The sequence below is a fragment of the Methylobacterium sp. Leaf89 genome (assembly GCF_001422215.1).
Classification (GTDB): Bacteria; Pseudomonadota; Alphaproteobacteria; order Rhizobiales; family Beijerinckiaceae; genus Methylobacterium.
This window is the reverse complement of sequence record NZ_LMML01000004.1, coordinates 65,429-81,091: the sequence shown is the minus strand read 5'-3', so window position 1 is coordinate 81,091 and position 15,663 is coordinate 65,429. Positions and strand designations below refer to the sequence as shown.

General features: G+C 65.5%; 12 protein-coding genes. 9 read left to right on the top strand and 3 right to left on the bottom strand.

Features of this window, described 5'->3' with window-relative positions:
* Window positions 1-241: 241 nt before the first annotated feature.
* The gene (locus tag ASF18_RS01770) at window positions 242-1,276 is read left to right on the top strand and encodes an adenylate/guanylate cyclase domain-containing protein (protein ID WP_056348799.1); all 1,035 of its coding nucleotides are present in this window, start codon (window positions 242-244) and stop codon (window positions 1,274-1,276) included.
* A gap of 165 nt (window positions 1,277-1,441) precedes the next feature.
* Here the strand turns inward: ASF18_RS01770 and ASF18_RS01765 are convergent, their stop codons facing one another.
* Entirely contained in the window at window positions 1,442-2,416 is a 975-nt protein-coding gene (locus ASF18_RS01765) for a GlxA family transcriptional regulator (RefSeq protein WP_056349294.1), read from the bottom strand.
* A gap of 119 nt (window positions 2,417-2,535) precedes the next feature.
* Here ASF18_RS01765 and ASF18_RS01760 point away from each other — a divergent pair, with 119 nt between their 5' ends.
* The 8 genes from ASF18_RS01760 to ASF18_RS01725 all read left to right on the top strand — a co-directional run bounded on the left by ASF18_RS01760 (window position 2,536) and on the right by ASF18_RS01725 (window position 11,731).
* On the top strand, window positions 2,536-3,330 hold the full coding sequence (locus tag ASF18_RS01760) for an SDR family oxidoreductase (RefSeq protein ID WP_056348796.1): 795 nt from the start codon (window positions 2,536-2,538) through the stop codon (window positions 3,328-3,330).
* A gap of 190 nt (window positions 3,331-3,520) precedes the next feature.
* Window positions 3,521-4,468: a helix-turn-helix domain-containing protein gene (locus ASF18_RS01755; protein ID WP_056348794.1), complete on the top strand. Its 948-nt coding sequence runs from the start codon at window positions 3,521-3,523 to the stop codon at window positions 4,466-4,468.
* 104 nt (window positions 4,469-4,572) lie between these two features.
* Entirely contained in the window at window positions 4,573-5,019 is a 447-nt protein-coding gene (locus ASF18_RS01750; RefSeq protein WP_056348791.1) for a (2Fe-2S)-binding protein, read from the top strand.
* A gap of 14 nt (window positions 5,020-5,033) precedes the next feature.
* Window positions 5,034-7,283 carry a xanthine dehydrogenase family protein molybdopterin-binding subunit gene (locus ASF18_RS01745; protein ID WP_056348789.1) on the top strand — a complete coding sequence of 750 codons (2,250 nt, stop codon included), beginning with the start codon at window positions 5,034-5,036 and terminating at the stop codon, window positions 7,281-7,283.
* 63 nt (window positions 7,284-7,346) lie between these two features.
* Window positions 7,347-8,351, top strand: a complete 1,005-nt coding sequence (locus ASF18_RS01740) for an SLAC1 anion channel family protein (RefSeq protein ID WP_156649583.1) — start codon at window positions 7,347-7,349, stop codon at window positions 8,349-8,351.
* A 150-nt stretch (window positions 8,352-8,501) separates the two neighbouring features.
* Window positions 8,502-10,118 carry an FAD-dependent oxidoreductase gene (locus tag ASF18_RS01735; RefSeq protein WP_056348782.1) on the top strand — a complete coding sequence of 539 codons (1,617 nt, stop codon included), beginning with the start codon at window positions 8,502-8,504 and terminating at the stop codon, window positions 10,116-10,118.
* 484 nt (window positions 10,119-10,602) lie between these two features.
* Complete coding sequence (locus tag ASF18_RS01730) at window positions 10,603-11,337, top strand: Crp/Fnr family transcriptional regulator (RefSeq protein WP_082486924.1); 735 nt, start codon at window positions 10,603-10,605, stop codon at window positions 11,335-11,337.
* Window positions 11,338-11,491: 154 nt separating this feature from the next.
* Window positions 11,492-11,731, top strand: a complete 240-nt coding sequence (locus tag ASF18_RS01725) for a hypothetical protein (protein ID WP_055954265.1) — start codon at window positions 11,492-11,494, stop codon at window positions 11,729-11,731.
* A 216-nt stretch (window positions 11,732-11,947) separates the two neighbouring features.
* Here the strand turns inward: ASF18_RS01725 and ASF18_RS01720 are convergent, their stop codons facing one another.
* On the bottom strand, window positions 11,948-14,038 hold the full coding sequence (locus ASF18_RS01720) for a family 2A encapsulin nanocompartment cargo protein cysteine desulfurase (RefSeq protein ID WP_056348779.1): 2,091 nt from the start codon (window positions 14,036-14,038) through the stop codon (window positions 11,948-11,950).
* Window positions 14,025-15,413, bottom strand: a complete 1,389-nt coding sequence (locus ASF18_RS01715) for a family 2B encapsulin nanocompartment shell protein (protein ID WP_056348776.1) — start codon at window positions 15,411-15,413, stop codon at window positions 14,025-14,027. The genes ASF18_RS01720 and ASF18_RS01715 overlap by 14 nt, the downstream gene beginning before the upstream one ends.
* Window positions 15,414-15,663 lie beyond the last annotated feature (250 nt).

Here is a 15,663-nt window from a genome sequence, read left to right as displayed (position 1 = left end):
TTTGGTCAGGAGGATACCCATGGCTTCATGGCTCGCCGGCAAGACCGGTCTTTGAATCAGAGAAGGCCGATGTTGCGCGGATCTGACAACCGAGGCGGGGGCCAGACTTCGCGAATAGGGTGCGATTGACTTCAGGGAATTGGCAAAAATAATCAGATCCGCCTACTCTGCCTACGATTCAATTTGGGGGGGGTTCGCAGTGGGGTATGACCTAACGTCCTCGCCAATGACATTCGTTGGCATGCAGGCGAGGGTTGGCGGCCTTTTTCAAAGCCGCAAGCCTCTGGGCTACGTGGTGCTTTCAGCAGCCTCAATCTTCTTATTCGACACGTGGAGTCCGTTGCATTTCGCCGTTGCCGTCCTTTACATTGTCGTCATTGTCCTTGCGGCCCTATGGTTCAAACAAGTTGGCATACTCAGGACTGCGGCGCTTTGCGCGGCGCTGACATTCTTAAGCTTCATCATCACCCATGGCTCGGACCCGGACAGTGGCGCCGCAGCCCGTACAATGATCAGCCTCGCCGCAATCGCGATCACCACGAAACTCGCTTTGTTCAACATCGCAACTCGTGAGCGATTGATCGCAGTTGGTAAGGAAAAGGACAATCTGGCCCGCTTCTTCCCGCAGGCTATCGTCGAACAAATCGCGACGAACGACATCGCGCTATCGACGACCAGATATGAGCCTGCTGCGGTCCTGTTCGTCGATATGATTGGATTTACGAAGTTCTGTAGCGTTCTGCAGCCGCAACACGTGATCGCCATGCTTCGGGAACTGCTGTGCACTCTGAGTTCCAGTGTGTTCGAGCATCACGGCACCGTCGACAAGTTCACGGGCGACGGTTTGATCGCAGTGTTCGGCTTGCCTGTTTCGAGTGATTCGAGCGCAACGAATGCCGTACGGTGTGCACTGACAATGCAGGCGAGGCTTCAAGCATGGAACGATGAGCGTGCGGCATCGGGACAGGAAGCGGTCACAGTTGCCATCGGCATCCATTATGGCGATGTCGTGCTCGGCGATGTTGGATGCGAGAGCCGGCTCGAACTGACGGTCCTCGGCGATACCGTGAACGTTGCGAGCCGTGTCGAGAACCACTGCCGGGAAGCGAAGGCTTCGATCCTGATCACAGACGCCGTGGTCCGGCGCATGCTGAACGAGGGGAGCGAGGGGACGGTGCGCAGATTCACCGACCGTGGTTTTCACGCGATCCGTGGGCACTCAGAAGCCATACGGCTCTTTGCAATTCCAAGAGATGCGGCGCTAAGCATCGATTAGTGTCATCGGCACAGCGAAGATATCTGGTTTGCCACATAGTTTGCCGCCGGTGCAGCGCGTCTGTCGATGTCCGTCGTAGATCTTCGAAGTGCCAAAGCGGTCGGACCGCATTCCATCCAACCCGGTCGTAGAGCGGGCTGCCAGGTGTGAACCTAACTCGGCCGCTCAGTCCGTTGTCTCGGTTATCTGTAAGCGTGTATCGGACGGCTCTACGACGCGCGTGCCGCGACGCAAGCTCTGCGGCGTTTGACCGAACATGCGCAGGAAAGCTCGCCGCATCCGATTGCGATCGGCAAAGCCGGTGTCGCGGGCGACGACATCCATCGCATGGCGTCCGTCTTCGAGCATGCGTTGCGCAGCCTCCAGGCGGAGGCGCTCTACGGCCTTGGCCGGGGACTGTCCGGTCTCCTCGCGAAAGATCCGGCTGAACTGTCGGGGACTTACGCTCGCGGCGTCAGCGAGCTCCTCGACGGTCAGCGGATTGGCCAGATGCTCTCGGGCGTAAACCAGCGCGCGGCGGACGCGGTCGGAGCGGGGCTCCAATTCCAAGAGCGCCGAGAACTGGGACTGGCCGCCCGGGCGGCGGTGGTAGACGACGAGCTTGCGCGCCACCATCCGCGACAGGTCCGCGCCGTGATCGTCTTCGATCAGGGCGAGGGTCAGGTCGATGGCCGCGCTCATCCCGGCGGATGTCCAGATGTGTCCGTCGGAGACGAAGATGCGGTCGTCGTCGACGCGGACGCGGGGAAACCTGGCCTGCAAGTCCCGGGCATGGGCCCAGTGCGTGGTCGCGGTACGGCCATCGAGCAATCCCGCCTCAGCCAGCGCGAATGCCCCCGTGCATAGTCCTGCGACCCGTCGGGAAGTCTGGCCCGCCTCAGCGATATAGCTGCGCAGGGCAAGCGTGAGGGGGCGGGGAAGCAGCTCGCCGACGACCATCAAGGTGTCTGGCACGAGGGTGAGTGGAACCGTCTCAATCCGGATGCCCAGCGACGACCGGATCGTTCCACCACACTCGGACATCACTGTCAGGCGGTAGGCTTCGTATCCGAGTTCCACGTTGGTGAACTCGAAGGCCGATAGCGCGGCCAGTCCCATAACCTGGAACCCGTCCTCAAGAATGAAGCCGACCTCTGGCATCGAAACCACCACCGCTTGTGTCCCGAATTGACACTTTTACGTCATTTGAGACATTGCCGTCCAGTCCTAGTATCGCGACGTCGCAAACAGCCACCGACGTATGTCGAAGGACCAGGACCATGAATATCAAGCCAGGAACCGTGCTCATCACTGGAGCCTCCTCGGGCATCGGTGCAGTCTACGCCGACCGCTTCGCTGCGCGCGGCCACGATCTCATCCTGGTGGCACGCAACAGGACGAGGCTCGATGCGGTCGCCGAAACACTGTCGGGTCGCTATGGCGTCACGGTCCGAGCCGTCGCGGCTGATCTGGCGGGCGCCGAGGGACTCCGCGAAGTCGAAGCGATCCTGAAGACCGATGCAAGCATCACCCATCTAGTCAACAATGCCGGCTTCGGCAGCGCCGCGCCCCTGGCATCCGCCTCGGTGGACGAGATGGAGCAGATGATTGCGATCAACGTCACTGCCCCGACGCGCCTGACTTATGCGGCCGTACCACGTTTCACAGCACGCGGTAGCGGCACGATCATCAACATCGCCTCGATCGTCGCCATTGGCCCGGAGGTACTCAACGGTGTTTACGGCGGCACGAAGTCCTTCGTCCTCGCCTTCAGTCAGTCACTGCGCAAGGAACTCGCCGGCACCGGGGTGGCCGTGCAGGTCGTCCTGCCTGGGGCGACCGGCACGGAGTTCTGGGACATCGCCGGGCTTCCGGCCAGCAACCTTCCCGACGGGTGGGTCATGTCCGCTCCCGATCTCGTGGACGCAGCCCTAGTCGGCCTCGACCGGGGTGAGTTCGCCACTGTTCCGTCGCTGATGGATGGGGCCGAATGGGAGGCATGGGAGGACGCTCGCCAAGCGATGCTGCCACACCTGTCGAGCGCCGTGGCAGCGGACCGGTATCGGGCGGGTTGAGACGATTCACGCCGAGTCGCTCGCCCGGACATCGCGGTTCTGAGCGCAGCAGGTTCAGGTCGGCCCGCCAACACGGGCCTGCCGAGAACTTGGTCGCGAAGCCGGTCTCTGTCGCGAACCGGGGACCGCCTCTGTAAAATCTGTTAATCTCGCCCAATACTTCCGCGAAACCGAACGCAGGGAGAAGGCCATGGTGACCATCGGCGTTCTGGCGATCCCCGAGTTAAAGCTGATGTCGCTTTCGGCCATGGCGGTATTCCAGGTCGCGAACAACGTGGCCGGCGAACCCTTCTACGACCTGCATCTCATCTCCGAAGCGGGCGGTCCGGTTCAGACGAACGCGGGCTTTGCCGTGATGACCGAGCCACCCGGCGAGGCGGCGTTCGACACCCTCATCGTCGGAGCCACTACTAGCGCGGGGGCAGACTCGCCGGTCCTCCTCGTGTTCGTACGCCGGGTCGCTGGGCAGGCGCGGCGTGTCGCATCCTTCTGCCGGGGCAGCTTCGTACTGGCGGAGGCGGGCCTTCTCGCGGGCCGTCAGGTCACGGCCCATTGGCGCGACAACGCGGAGCTGGCGGCGCGCTTTCCCGACCTGCGGGTGAGAACCGACCAGCTCTACGTTCGGGATGGGACGATCTGGACCTCGGCCGGCATGACGGCCTCCGTCGACATGGCCTTGGCGCTGGTCGAAGACGACCTCGGGCCGGGGGCGGCCCGCGAAGTTGCCCGCCGGATGCTCCTCGATCGGCGCCGCTCCGGCGGTCAGCCGCAGGCCTCCGACCTTCTGGACCTTGAGCCGAAATCCGATCGGATTCAGCGGGCCTTCACGTTCGCGCGCGGCCATCTGCGGGAATCGCTTAGTGTGACCCGCCTCGCCGATGCCGCCCGCCTCTCGCCCCGGCAGTTCAACCGGGCAGTCCAGGCGGAATTCGGCCTGTCGCCGGCCAAGGTGATCGAGCGCCTGCGTGCCGATGCCGCCCGCGTGCTGTTGGTGCGAAGCCGGCACTCCCTCGATGTGGTCGCCATGGAATCAGGATTCGCCGACAGGGAGCGGATGCGCCGCGCCTTCCTGCGGATCTACGGGCAGACTCCGCAGGAGATCCGGCAGGGATTGCTGCGAGACAGGCACGCCGCGTGAAGCCGCCGCATGTCCGAAAACGCTGCGTTTATGACGTTTGCGACCGCGTCGGCCAGACTTATCCATAATGCAGTGCGGGGCGAACCTCTCGGAGAAACGCGGCCATGGTGAATCTGACGGTCAATGGCCGGCCACATGCTGTCGAGGCCGAAGCCGATACGCCGCTCCTTTTCGTCCTGCGCGACACCCTTGAGCTGAGCGGCACTAAGTATGGCTGCGGCATCGGACAGTGCGGTGCCTGTACGGTCCTCCTCGACGGACAAGCGACGCGCTCCTGTCAGATCCCGCTGGAGAGCGTTGGGACGCAGAGCGTCACCACCATTGAGGCGATCGAGCGGGATCCGGTGGGCGCGAGGGTCGTCGCGGCCTGGATCGGCATCGAGGTGCCACAATGCGGCTACTGCCAGTCGGGCCAGGTCATGGCGGCGACCGGCCTCTTGAAGGGAACACCGAAGCCGACCGAGGACGACATCGCCTCGGCGATGACCAATCTCTGCCGCTGCGGCACCTATAACGCGATCGCTGCCGCCGTGCGGCAGGCCGCGGTCTGAGGGGAGATGGCATCATGAACGACCTCACGCCCTCCCGGCCGACCACCGGCCGCCGCGAGCCCATCCGCAACCTGTCGCGGCGAAACTTCCTCGGTGCCGCCACCGGCGCCCTTGTGCTCGGCGTCAACCTTGGTCCCGACCCCGTCGGCGCCGGGGAGCGGCCCGAGGGCGCGGCCGCGATAGCGCCCAAGCCCGGCACGCGGGTCGCGGCCTTCCTGGAGATGCGGTCCGACGGCACGGTGCGCCTGCTGAGCCCGTTCGTGGAGGGCGGCCAGGGCATCAATACTGGTCTCGCTCAGACCATCGGTGAGGAGTTCGACCTCGACCCGGCGCGCTTTGACGTCGAATGCGCGCCGCCCGGGCCCGATTATGCCGTTGTCAACGGCCTGCGCATGACGGGGGGAAGCTTCTCGACCCGTTCCAGCTACGCGGCCATGCGGCGCCTGGGCGCCACGGCCCGCGAATTGATGCTGCGCTCCGCCGCGGCCAAGCTCGGCGTCCCTCAGGATCAGCTCACCACCGATGACGGCCGGGTGATCCACGCCACATCTGGCCGGTCGCTCGGCTATGGTGAACTCGCCTCCGCCGCGCTCGCCCTCCAGCCACGGGACGACGTGCCGCTAAAGGACCCCAAGAGCTTCCGATGGATCGGCAAGCCGGTCGCGCGGCTCGACATGCGGGATAAATCCACCGGCCGCGCGGTCTACGCGATCGACTTCCGCCTCGATGGGATGCTCCATGCGGCGATCCAGCACGCTCCGCATCTCGGCACGGAGCCCGAGACCATCGCCAACGAAGTGGACATCCGTGCGATTCCCGGGATCGACTCGGTGCATCGCCTGCCTGGCGCGGTGGCGGTCGTGGCGGATTCCTGGTGGCGGGCGCGCAAGGGCGCGGAGGCGTTGCAGGTAACCTGGACGAGCCCCGCTCAGGACGGGGTCGCCACGGTCTCCAAATCCTTCTCGTCAACCGCGATGCTCGCGGCCCTAAAATCCACGACGGAGCCGGGCATCGCCGCCGAGCAGGAGGGCGATGTCGCGGGCGCCTTCGCAATGGCGGCGAAGATCGTCGAGGCGGAATACGATGCGCCCTACCTCGCGCATGCACAGCTCGAGCCCCCCTCGGCCGTCGCCCGGTTCGAGGCGGACGGTAGCCTCGACCTCTGGCTGCCGAACCAGATGCCGGAACTGTTCCAACAGATCGCGGCCGGCACGGCGGGAATTCAGCCGGCGCAAGTGCGCATCCATTCGCCGATGCTCGGCGGCTTCTTCGGGCGCCACTTCTACTACGGACCCGCCAACCCGTTCCCACAGGCAATCCTCCTCGCGAAGGCGACCGGACGACCGGTCCGGGTGCTGTGGTCCCGCGAGGAGGAGTTCGGCATGGATGCGGTGCGTCCCCTGAGCTTCGCCCGATTCCGCGCAGCCCTCGGGAACGACGGGATGCCGGTCGCCATGCAGACGACGGCAGTGGGCGAAGGCCCCATCGGGCGCTGGTTCGGTGCTCTGTTCAAATCGCCGGTGGATTCGTCTGTCGTGGAAGGTCTCGACAAGAAACCCTACGCCATTCCGAACCGGCGCCTCGATTACGTGAAGGTGCCGCACCCGGTCACGATCGCTTTTTGGCGCTCTGTCGGACATTCGATGAACGACTTCTTCTACGAGAGCTTCCTTGACGAGGTCGCGGCCGCCGGAGCCAAGGACCCGTTCGCACTCCGCATGGCGCTTCTAAAGGACAGTCCGCGCCACCGAACCCTGCTTCGGGCCGTCGCCGATTTGGCCGGTGGCTGGAAAGGCGGGACGTTCCAGGCAGCCGACGGCACGCGTCGGGCACGCGGCGTCTCCATGGCCTCGCCCTTTGGTTCCGAGACGGCGACCATTGCCGAAGTCTCGCTGAAGGACGGCGAGGCGCGGGTGCATGACCTCTGGATCGCCATCGATCCGGGCAGCGTGGTCAACCCCGCCATCGTCAAGCGGCAGGTGGAGGGCGCAGCCGCCCTAGGGCTCTCCTCGACGCTACTGGAGCAGGTCGTCTACGAGGACGGGCAGCGTCAAGCGCGCAACTTCGACGCCTATCCTATCCTCGACCGCGAGCGCATGCCGCGCGTGCACGTCGCCATCGTCGAGAGCGGGGCGCCCATGGGTGGAATTGGCGAACCGGGGCTGCCCGGCGTACCCCCGGCCGTGGTCAACGCCGTTGCGACGCTGACTGGGCAGCGCATCCGCAGCCTGCCACTCGCAAAGACCCGGCTGTCTGGTGCCTGATCCTGATCACTTCGCCTCGGTTGTCCCCCCGGGTGCCTGCATGGAGAAAGCCCGGCGATGACGATGCCTGCGGCCGTCGACGAGATACAGCTTGCCTCCGCGGCGCGCAAACCCCTGTTCGATTACCTGCCGGTGAGCTTGTTCGGTTCCGTGATGGGACTGACGGGGCTCAGCATCGGATGGCGGCTGGCGAGCGCCCGGTATGGTCTGCCCGCGGTCATCGGCGATGGGATAGGCTGGAGCGCGCTCGCCGTATTCGGTCTCCTGGCAGTGGCTTACGGCGCCAAGGCGGTGACCGCGTGGACGAGCGTCCAGAGCGAGTTCCGGCATCCGATCGCCGGGAACCTCTTCGGGACGGTGCTCATCAGCCTGCTCCTGCTGCCTTTCGTGCTTCAGCCACTCAGCCCGTTCCTGGCGGCGGCGGCCTGGATGCTCGGCGCCGGCGGGATGATCCTGTTCGCCTTCTTGATCGTCAGCCGCTGGATGGGTAGCCGGCACCAGCTTGCCCACGCAACGCCGGCCTGGATCGTGCCGGTGGTTGGCCTTCTCGACGTGCCACTGGCGGGGCCGGCGCTCGGACTGCCGCACACCCAGACCCTGATGATGTTCTCATTGAGCATCGGGTTGTTCTTTGCGGTCCCCCTCTTCACGCTGGTTTTTGCCCGGCTCGTGTTCGAGGAGCCCTTGGTCCCGGCCCAGCGGCCGACCCTGATGATCCTCGTGGCCCCCTTCGCGGTCGGTTTCTCCAGCTACGTCGCGACGTTCGGCCGGGTCGACGCCTTCGCGGAGGCACTTTTCCTCATCGCCCTGTTCGTCTTCGCTGTGCTTATAGGCCGACTGTGCGATCTCCCGCGGTGCTGCCCGTTCCGGATCTCGTGGTGGGCTGTGAGCTTCCCGATCGCCGCCATGGCGGTCGCAGCGTTGCGTTATGCCGGGCATGCTCAGGCCATCGCCGCGGATGCGGTGGCCCTGCTGTTGCTCGGCCTTGCCACGGTGATCGTCGTCGGCCTCGCGATGCGCACGCTCGTCGGCATTGCCCGGGGCGAACTCCGTCAACTCGCCGGTTAGTCCACGTACTCCGTCGGCCGGCGAACGCGGAGAAGACTGTTCGAGCGCCGGTGCGCAGGCGGACCAGTGTGGTACCCGTTGCAAGACCGCGCGCCTGCTCGACTGAGACGCGCGCTCGATGCTGCTTCTGATCGTACGATGGGGGAACACATGGAAACCATCGGCCGCGACCTGAGCGAGATGCAGCGCGTACCCCTGGCCGCCGCGCATGTCGCCGCGCTCCGAGCCGCCGGTACCCAGCGGCTCTATCCGGCCGGGACGTTCCTCGCCCGCGCCGGCGAACCGGCCGACCGCTTCGTCTACGTCGTCGCGGGCGAGGTCGAAGTGGTGAACCCGTTCACCGACGAGCGCCACCTTCCGTCCACCCTCGGGCCGACGCAGTTCATGGGCGAAATCTCGATCCTGAACGGCGGCACCTGGTCGATGCCCATGCGGGCGGTCACCGAGACCTGCGTCATCGAGGTGCCGCGGGCCGACATGCTGCGGCTGATGTCCGAGATTCCCGAAATGTCGGACATCGTCATCACGGTGCTGGCGGCACGGCGGCGGCGGCAGCTCGATTCGCGCGACGGCACGCTGGTCCTCATCGGCGAGGATGACGACCGGGCCGTCCGGCGGATCGCGGAATTCGCGAGCCGCAACCGCTTCCCCTATCGATCCTACGCGCTCGGCACCCCGGAGGCGGGGGCCATCGCGAAGAGCTGCGCGATCTCCTCCGCTCGGCCGGCCGTGATCTTCGGCCGGGACGTCGTGGTGACGGACCCGACCCCGGACAAGGTCGCGCAGCTGCTCGGCCTGAACTACGACCTCGTCGACGACGAGGCCTTCGACGTGCTCATCGTCGGCGGCGGCCCCGCCGGCGTGGCGGCCGGCGTCTATGCCGGGGCGGAGGGGCTGCGCGCCCTGGTGATCGAGGATCTCGCGATCGGCGGCCAGGCCGGCACGTCCAGCCGCATCGAGAACTACATGGGCTTCCCGACCGGCATCTCAGGCGCCGACCTCGTCTGGCGCGGCGAGGTCCAGGCGATGAAGTTCGGGACGCGGTTCGCGATGCCACGCCGGGTGGTGAAGCTGGAGCGGCTCGAAGACGACGCCTTCTGCGCGACCTTCGACAACGACCAGCGGGTTCGCGGGCGCGCGGTCATCGCCGCGACGGGCGTGCAGTACCGGCGATTGCCGATCGACCGCCTCGAAGCCTTCGAGGGCGCGGGCATCTATTACGCCGCGACGGAAATCGAGGCGCGCTACTGCAGGAACACCGAGACGATCATCATCGGCGGCGGCAACTCGGCCGGTCAGGCGGCGATGTTCCTCAGCCGCTCGGCGGGCCACGTGCGCCTCCTCGTGCGCGGACGGTCCCTCGCCACCTCGATGTCGAGCTACCTGTCCAACCGCCTGGAGGCGGAGCCCGCGATCACGATCGAATACGGCGCCGAGGTGACCGCCCTGCAGGGTGCGGATCACCTCGAAGCGGTGACGATCCGCAACGTCGCCGACGGCACCCTGCGCACGGTCTCGACCTGCGCCCTGTTCGTGATGGTGGGTGCCGCGCCCAACACCGGCTGGCTTTCCGGCCTCGCCAAGCTCGATGCCCACGGGTTCGTGCTAACCGGGGAGGCGATCGGCGAGACCTCGCCCTACGCGACGTCGCAGCCCGGCCTCTTCGCGGTGGGCGATGTGCGCGCCAACTCGGTCAAGCGCGTCGCATCCTCGGTGGGCGAGGGGTCGGTCGTCATCTCCAAGGTTTGGGACTACGTCCACGCCTGATCGCATCGCATTCCCCCGTTAATGAACGTCGGTTTTGCGGATTTTTCATCCGAAAGCGGACTGGAAACAATCCACCCGACCAAGTCGTAGAGCAGACCGGCGGTTGACGAACCGGACCTGTCCGTCCGCTCTACGACCCTGACGGGTGGAATTCGGCTGGTCCGCTCCAAAGCGACGTGGCAGCGAATCGGACGTAGCCGCCGGAGCCGCTCCCGACCTTTCTCGGAAACTCGGAAGGTCTGCTTCGAGGTAGGTTGGCGCAGGCTGACCTACGCCTGGGCAGGGTGGATTGCGGAAACCCAATGCTCTCTCGCCAAATGTCCGGTTTAAGAAATCGATTGGCAATTCGTTCGCGCTAAGACGTACTGGCCCAATTATCATTTTGGCATGGCGAAGGAATTATATTCCAAACCGCAGCGCAATCTTCTAGATAATCGCAGCTAAGGTTTGCATACTGACGGTTGGGCATGGCCCGGGAGGGTACATGCTCAATCCATTTATCCAGAAACTTGGACGCCGTTTCGTACTTTCTGGATCCGAAGAAAAGGCCCTGATGGGAGCGAGTGAGCGCCTTCGCGATGTCCAAGCTCGGACTGCGCTTATCTTGGAGGGAGACGTGCCCGATCACGTCCACCTGATCCAGAAAGGCTTCGCCTGCCGCTACAAGGTGCTTCCAGACGGCGGGCGGTCGATCGTTGCCTTCCTGATCCCGGGAGATTTCTGCGACCTAAACGTGTCGATCCTTGGGACTATGGATCACTGCATCGGAGCGATCAGCTCCTGCGATGTGGTTCGTATTCCGCGCTCAGTTATGAATGAACTCAGTAGGAACTATCCGATCTTAGGCCGTGCCCTGCAGTGGGCTGGCTTGGTTGATGAGGCGATCCTCCGGGAATGGCTGGTGTGCATGGGCCGTCGTTCAGCCGACAAGCAGGTCGCACACCTGTTCTGCGAGTTCTTGATCCGCCTCCAGGAGGTTGGGCTTGCGACAGAGAACAGCTACCATTTCCCGCTAACCCAGGCAGACCTCGGCGACGCCACGGGGCTCTCGAACGTACACGTCAACCGGGTGCTGCAAGAGCTGCGAGGCCTAAAATTGGTTGTTCTCAAGGAGCGACGAGTTACCTTGCCCAATGTCGCGGCCATCCAGGCCTATGCAGGCTTCAATCCGAACTACCTTCATCTGCATCCGAAGGCTCCGCCGTACCCCGCCATGTAGGCGGTATCAGACGTTACCCCAGTGACAAGAGAAAAACCCATTTGTTAAGTTTTTCGTTGGGTACTGTGCTACGCTGAGGTATCGCGGCCATATCCCAGGCCTTCCGCGCTTGAGAGACAGATTGTGCTCCCGCCTTTGATGCGTGGAGAGCCCTGTGCCTCGCTATTTTTTCGACATCCATGACGGCAAAATTCTTCGCGACGAGGAAGGTACAGACCTGCCTGGTCCTGAAGAGGCGGCTTGTTACGCGAAGACAGTCCTGCCTGAAATCACAGCACATGAGGTGCCCAGGGACGGCGAACATCAAGCCTTCTCTGTGCTGGTGACGGACGAGGATGGGCATCCGATCTACTCGGCTGCCATGACCTACACGGGCACCTGGCTGATCCGGTGAACAGATTTCCATCTACCGAGCCGGATGGGACGCCACATCCTTTGGTCGGAAGCGAAACGTCCGCTTCGAGGTGACAGGCTAAGGTCCGCTCCCCACCCTAAACGGTCATTCCGCCTCCGACCCAACCCGGTCGTACATGCGTTCGTAAAGGCTGCCGAATTGCGGACTTCAGCGGACCGGTCATTTTGTAACTCGGCCAAGGCAAGACCGGCTTTCCTATCGCCTCGGCAAGCGGTGCATCGCCGTCAGGAAGGCATCCACGTCCGCGCGGGTGTTGTAAAAGGCGAGCGAGGCCCGCACCGACTGGTCGACGCCGAAACGGCGCAGGGCCGGAAGGGCGCAATGGTGACCCGATCGCACCGCGATGCCGTGGGCATCGAGATGCTGGGCCACAGCCTCGTTGGCGTGCCCGTCGATGACGAAGGACATCACGCTTGCCTTCTGGCGGGCGGTACCGATCAGGCGTAGACCCTTCACATCGGCGAGGCCGGCCTGCGCGTAGTCCAGCAGGTCGTGCTCGTAGGCGGCGATGCCAGGCAGGCCGACACCTTCCAGGTAGTCGAGGGCGGCGCCGAGGCCAACCGCGCCGGCGATATCGGGCGTGCCGGCTTCGAACTTCTCCGGCGCGCCTTTGTAGACGGTCTTCGCGAAGGTGACGTCCTCGATCATGTGGCCGCCGCCCTGCCAGGGCGGCATCGCCTCCAGGAGGTGCTTCTTGCCGTAGAGGGCACCGATCCCCGTCGGCCCGAACACCTTGTGGCCAGAGAAGACGAGGAAGTCGGCATCGAGCGCCTGCACGTCGAGGGGGATGTGCGGCGAGGACTGCGCCGCATCCACCAGCACCGGCACGCCGTAGGCGTGGGACAGCGCGATGATCTCACGGACCGGGTTGATGGTGCCGAGGGCGTTCGCGACGTGGGTCACCGAGACGATCTTCGTGCGGCCCGAGAGTAGGGCAGCGAACTGCTCGAAGATGATCTCGCCGCGGTCGTCCACCGGGATAACCCGCAGGGTCGCGCCCGTGGCCTGAGTCAGGAGCTGCCAGGGCACGATGTTGGCGTGGTGCTCGATCTGAGAGACGATGATCTCGTCGCCCGGACCGATGTTGGCGCGGCCATACGAGTTGGCCACGAGGTTAATCGCCTCCGTGGTGCCGCGCAGGAAGACGATGTCGTCCTTGGAGGGCGCGTTGAGGAAGCGCCGGACCTTCTCGCGCCCGCCCTCGAACAGGTCGGTGGAGCGCGCCGCCAGGGTGTGGGCGGCCCGGTGGATGTTCGAGTTGTGGCGCGCGTAGAACTCGGATGTGGCGTCGATGACGCTCTGCGGCTTGTGGGTGGTGGCCGCGTTGTCGAGCCAGACCAGGGGGTGCCCGTTGACGCTCTGGTGGAGGGCCGGGAAGTCCTTGCGGACGCACTCGACATCGAAGGGCGCCGCCACCGGGCTCGATCCGTGGGAGGTCACGCGCGGGGCCGGCCCGCCGTGCCGCGAGGGCTCGGCGCGTGGGGCGGCGTGCGGCCTTGAGGCGCGCCGGGACTGCGTCGGGGAAGAATCGGACAGGAAATAATAGTCGCCCGACGCGGACGCTGCGTTACCGCCCGGCTGCGCCGAGTGGACGGGCTCGCCCGGGAGGCGCCCTGTGCGCTGGAAGGTTGCCTGGGCGACGTCCCCGCCTCGCTTCGAGGGATCGGCCGGCACGAGGCTCGGTGCGATCGCGTGCGCGAAGGCGTTTGCGCGCGGATGGTCTCTCGCGATCGTCCGGTGCAAGTCCTGGCCGCTGGGCAGGAAGGCAGCCACTTCCGGCACGGTGGGGACGAAGAACTCCGGCAGGCCGCGTCTCGTCGACAGGGAGTCGGCGAGGGGATGGACTGAGGGGATCGTCGCCGTGTCGAGGAAACCGGCGCTCGCCGGCGCGGGCGTTGCGCCGAACGAGTTGGCGGCCGACGGCCCGGTCAGGCCCGGTAGCCCGATGCTCGGGCCACCGACGTTGCGCCCCCCGAGGGCCGCGGCGTTGGGCTGGAGGCCCGACGGTAGGACGCCCGAAGGTACCGAGGGCGTGCCGATGGCGGCGCCGGGAAGCGATGGCTGCCCGGGGACCTGGGGAAGGGTCTCGAGACCCTGGGGACCCTGCGGCGCGGCCGGCAGCGCGGGGGCCAGCGGCGCGGACGCCGCTTGGCTCTGGCCGTAGATCTCGCGGGCGAGGCGTCCGACGAGGTCGGCATGCGCCAAGGAACCAGCGGAGTCGCCGGCCGCGCCCGTGGGCAGGCCGAAGCCGGACGAGCCCAAGACACCGGCCTCAGGCGTAGTCATGGTAGTTGCCCAGCAGAACGTTATCGAGGCGTGCGATGGCGTCCTCCACCAGCACGGCGGCGGAGAAGTAGCGGGTCACCAGGTGCGAGGCGATGGAATGGTCGTTGGTGCCCATGTAGCGCACCGACAGGCCGGGCTCGATCTCGCCGGTAACGCCGGACTTCTGCAGGCCGACCACGCCCTGCTCGCCCTCCCCGACACGCAGCAGCAGGATCGAGGTGGTCTGGGCACCGCTGACCGGATCGATGTCGATCGGCAGCTTGTCGCTCGGCACGAGCGGCACGCCGCGCCAGGTGATGAACGGCGCACCGAACAGGTGGATCACCACCGGGGGCACGCCGCGGCGGGTGGCTTCCCGGCCGAAGGCCGCGATGGCGCGGGGATGCGCCACGAAGAACGCCGGCTTCTTCCAGACCAGCGTCAGCAGTTCGTCGAGGTCGTCCGGCGTGGGCGGGCCGCCGCGAGTGGGGATTCGCTGGCGACCGCCGACCTCGTTCAGCAGGCCGAACTCCGAATTGTTGAGCAGCTCCCACTCCTCCCGCTCCTTCACGGCGTCGACCGTGAGGCGGATTTGCTCGCGCAGCTGGTCGATCTCGTTGGAGTAGAGGTCGGTAACGCGGGTATGGGTGTTGAGGATCGTCTGGATCGTGGAGAGGTGGTACTCGCGCGGGTCGATCTCGTAATCCACGAAGGTGGTCGGCAGGCGCGGCGCGCCGGTCTGCACTGCGAGCAGCTCGATGCCCTGCTCGCCGTGGCTGTTGGTGTGACCCCTCAGGCGGTCGCGCTCCTCGACATACTGCGCGATGCGATTCTTGACGGCGGCGTCGTCCAGGGCCGCCCGTTCGAGGGTCAGCAGCGTGACGGCCGAGAGTGCCTTGACGGCGGGAGCGGGCTGCCCGGCGCCCGTGAGGGTGTCGTCGCCGAAAAAGTCGCCGCGGGCGGCGAGCCCTGAGCGCAGGCGGTTCTGGTAGGGGCCGGACAGGGACAGCTCGACGGTGCCGTCGGCGACGATGGTCAGGCTGCGATCGCCCGCGCCACCGTCCGAGATCGTCTCGCCGGCGCTGTGCTTGCTCTCGGTGAACCGGTCGGCGAGGGCCGCGAGTTCGGCATCGCCCAGCCGGCTGAACGGCGGCACGGCGCGAAGGGAAGCCGGGCTGATCGCCCGCGCCTTGTCGGCGGCGAATTCGATGCGGCCGGGCTTGGCCAGCACGATGGCGCGCCGGTTCACGCGGTAGACGCCGCCATCCACGTTGACGAAGGGTAGGAGCCGCAGGAGCCAGCGCGGGGTGTTGGCGAGGTTCTGGACCGACGTGACGGTCGCCGTCGATAGATTGCGTGCTGCGGATGCGCCCACGCTCTGCCCCTGTCCGCTCATAGTTGGTCGTCTCCGTCTGGATTGTCGGGTGATGCCGCGCGCATCCGGCCGTGGATCGGCGTGCGTGCAGTCGAGCGACTACGCGTTCAAGGACAGCGCTGCGGTGACCACCGCATAGTCCTGTCGCTTTCGGCATAATGACTGGCACAGTGCCGGACGCGATGCGGTTCTAACCGTGACTATGAGCGGGCGTCAACGAAACGATATTCTATATTTGAATGCTTATGAGAAGTAATAAGTCTATAAATCG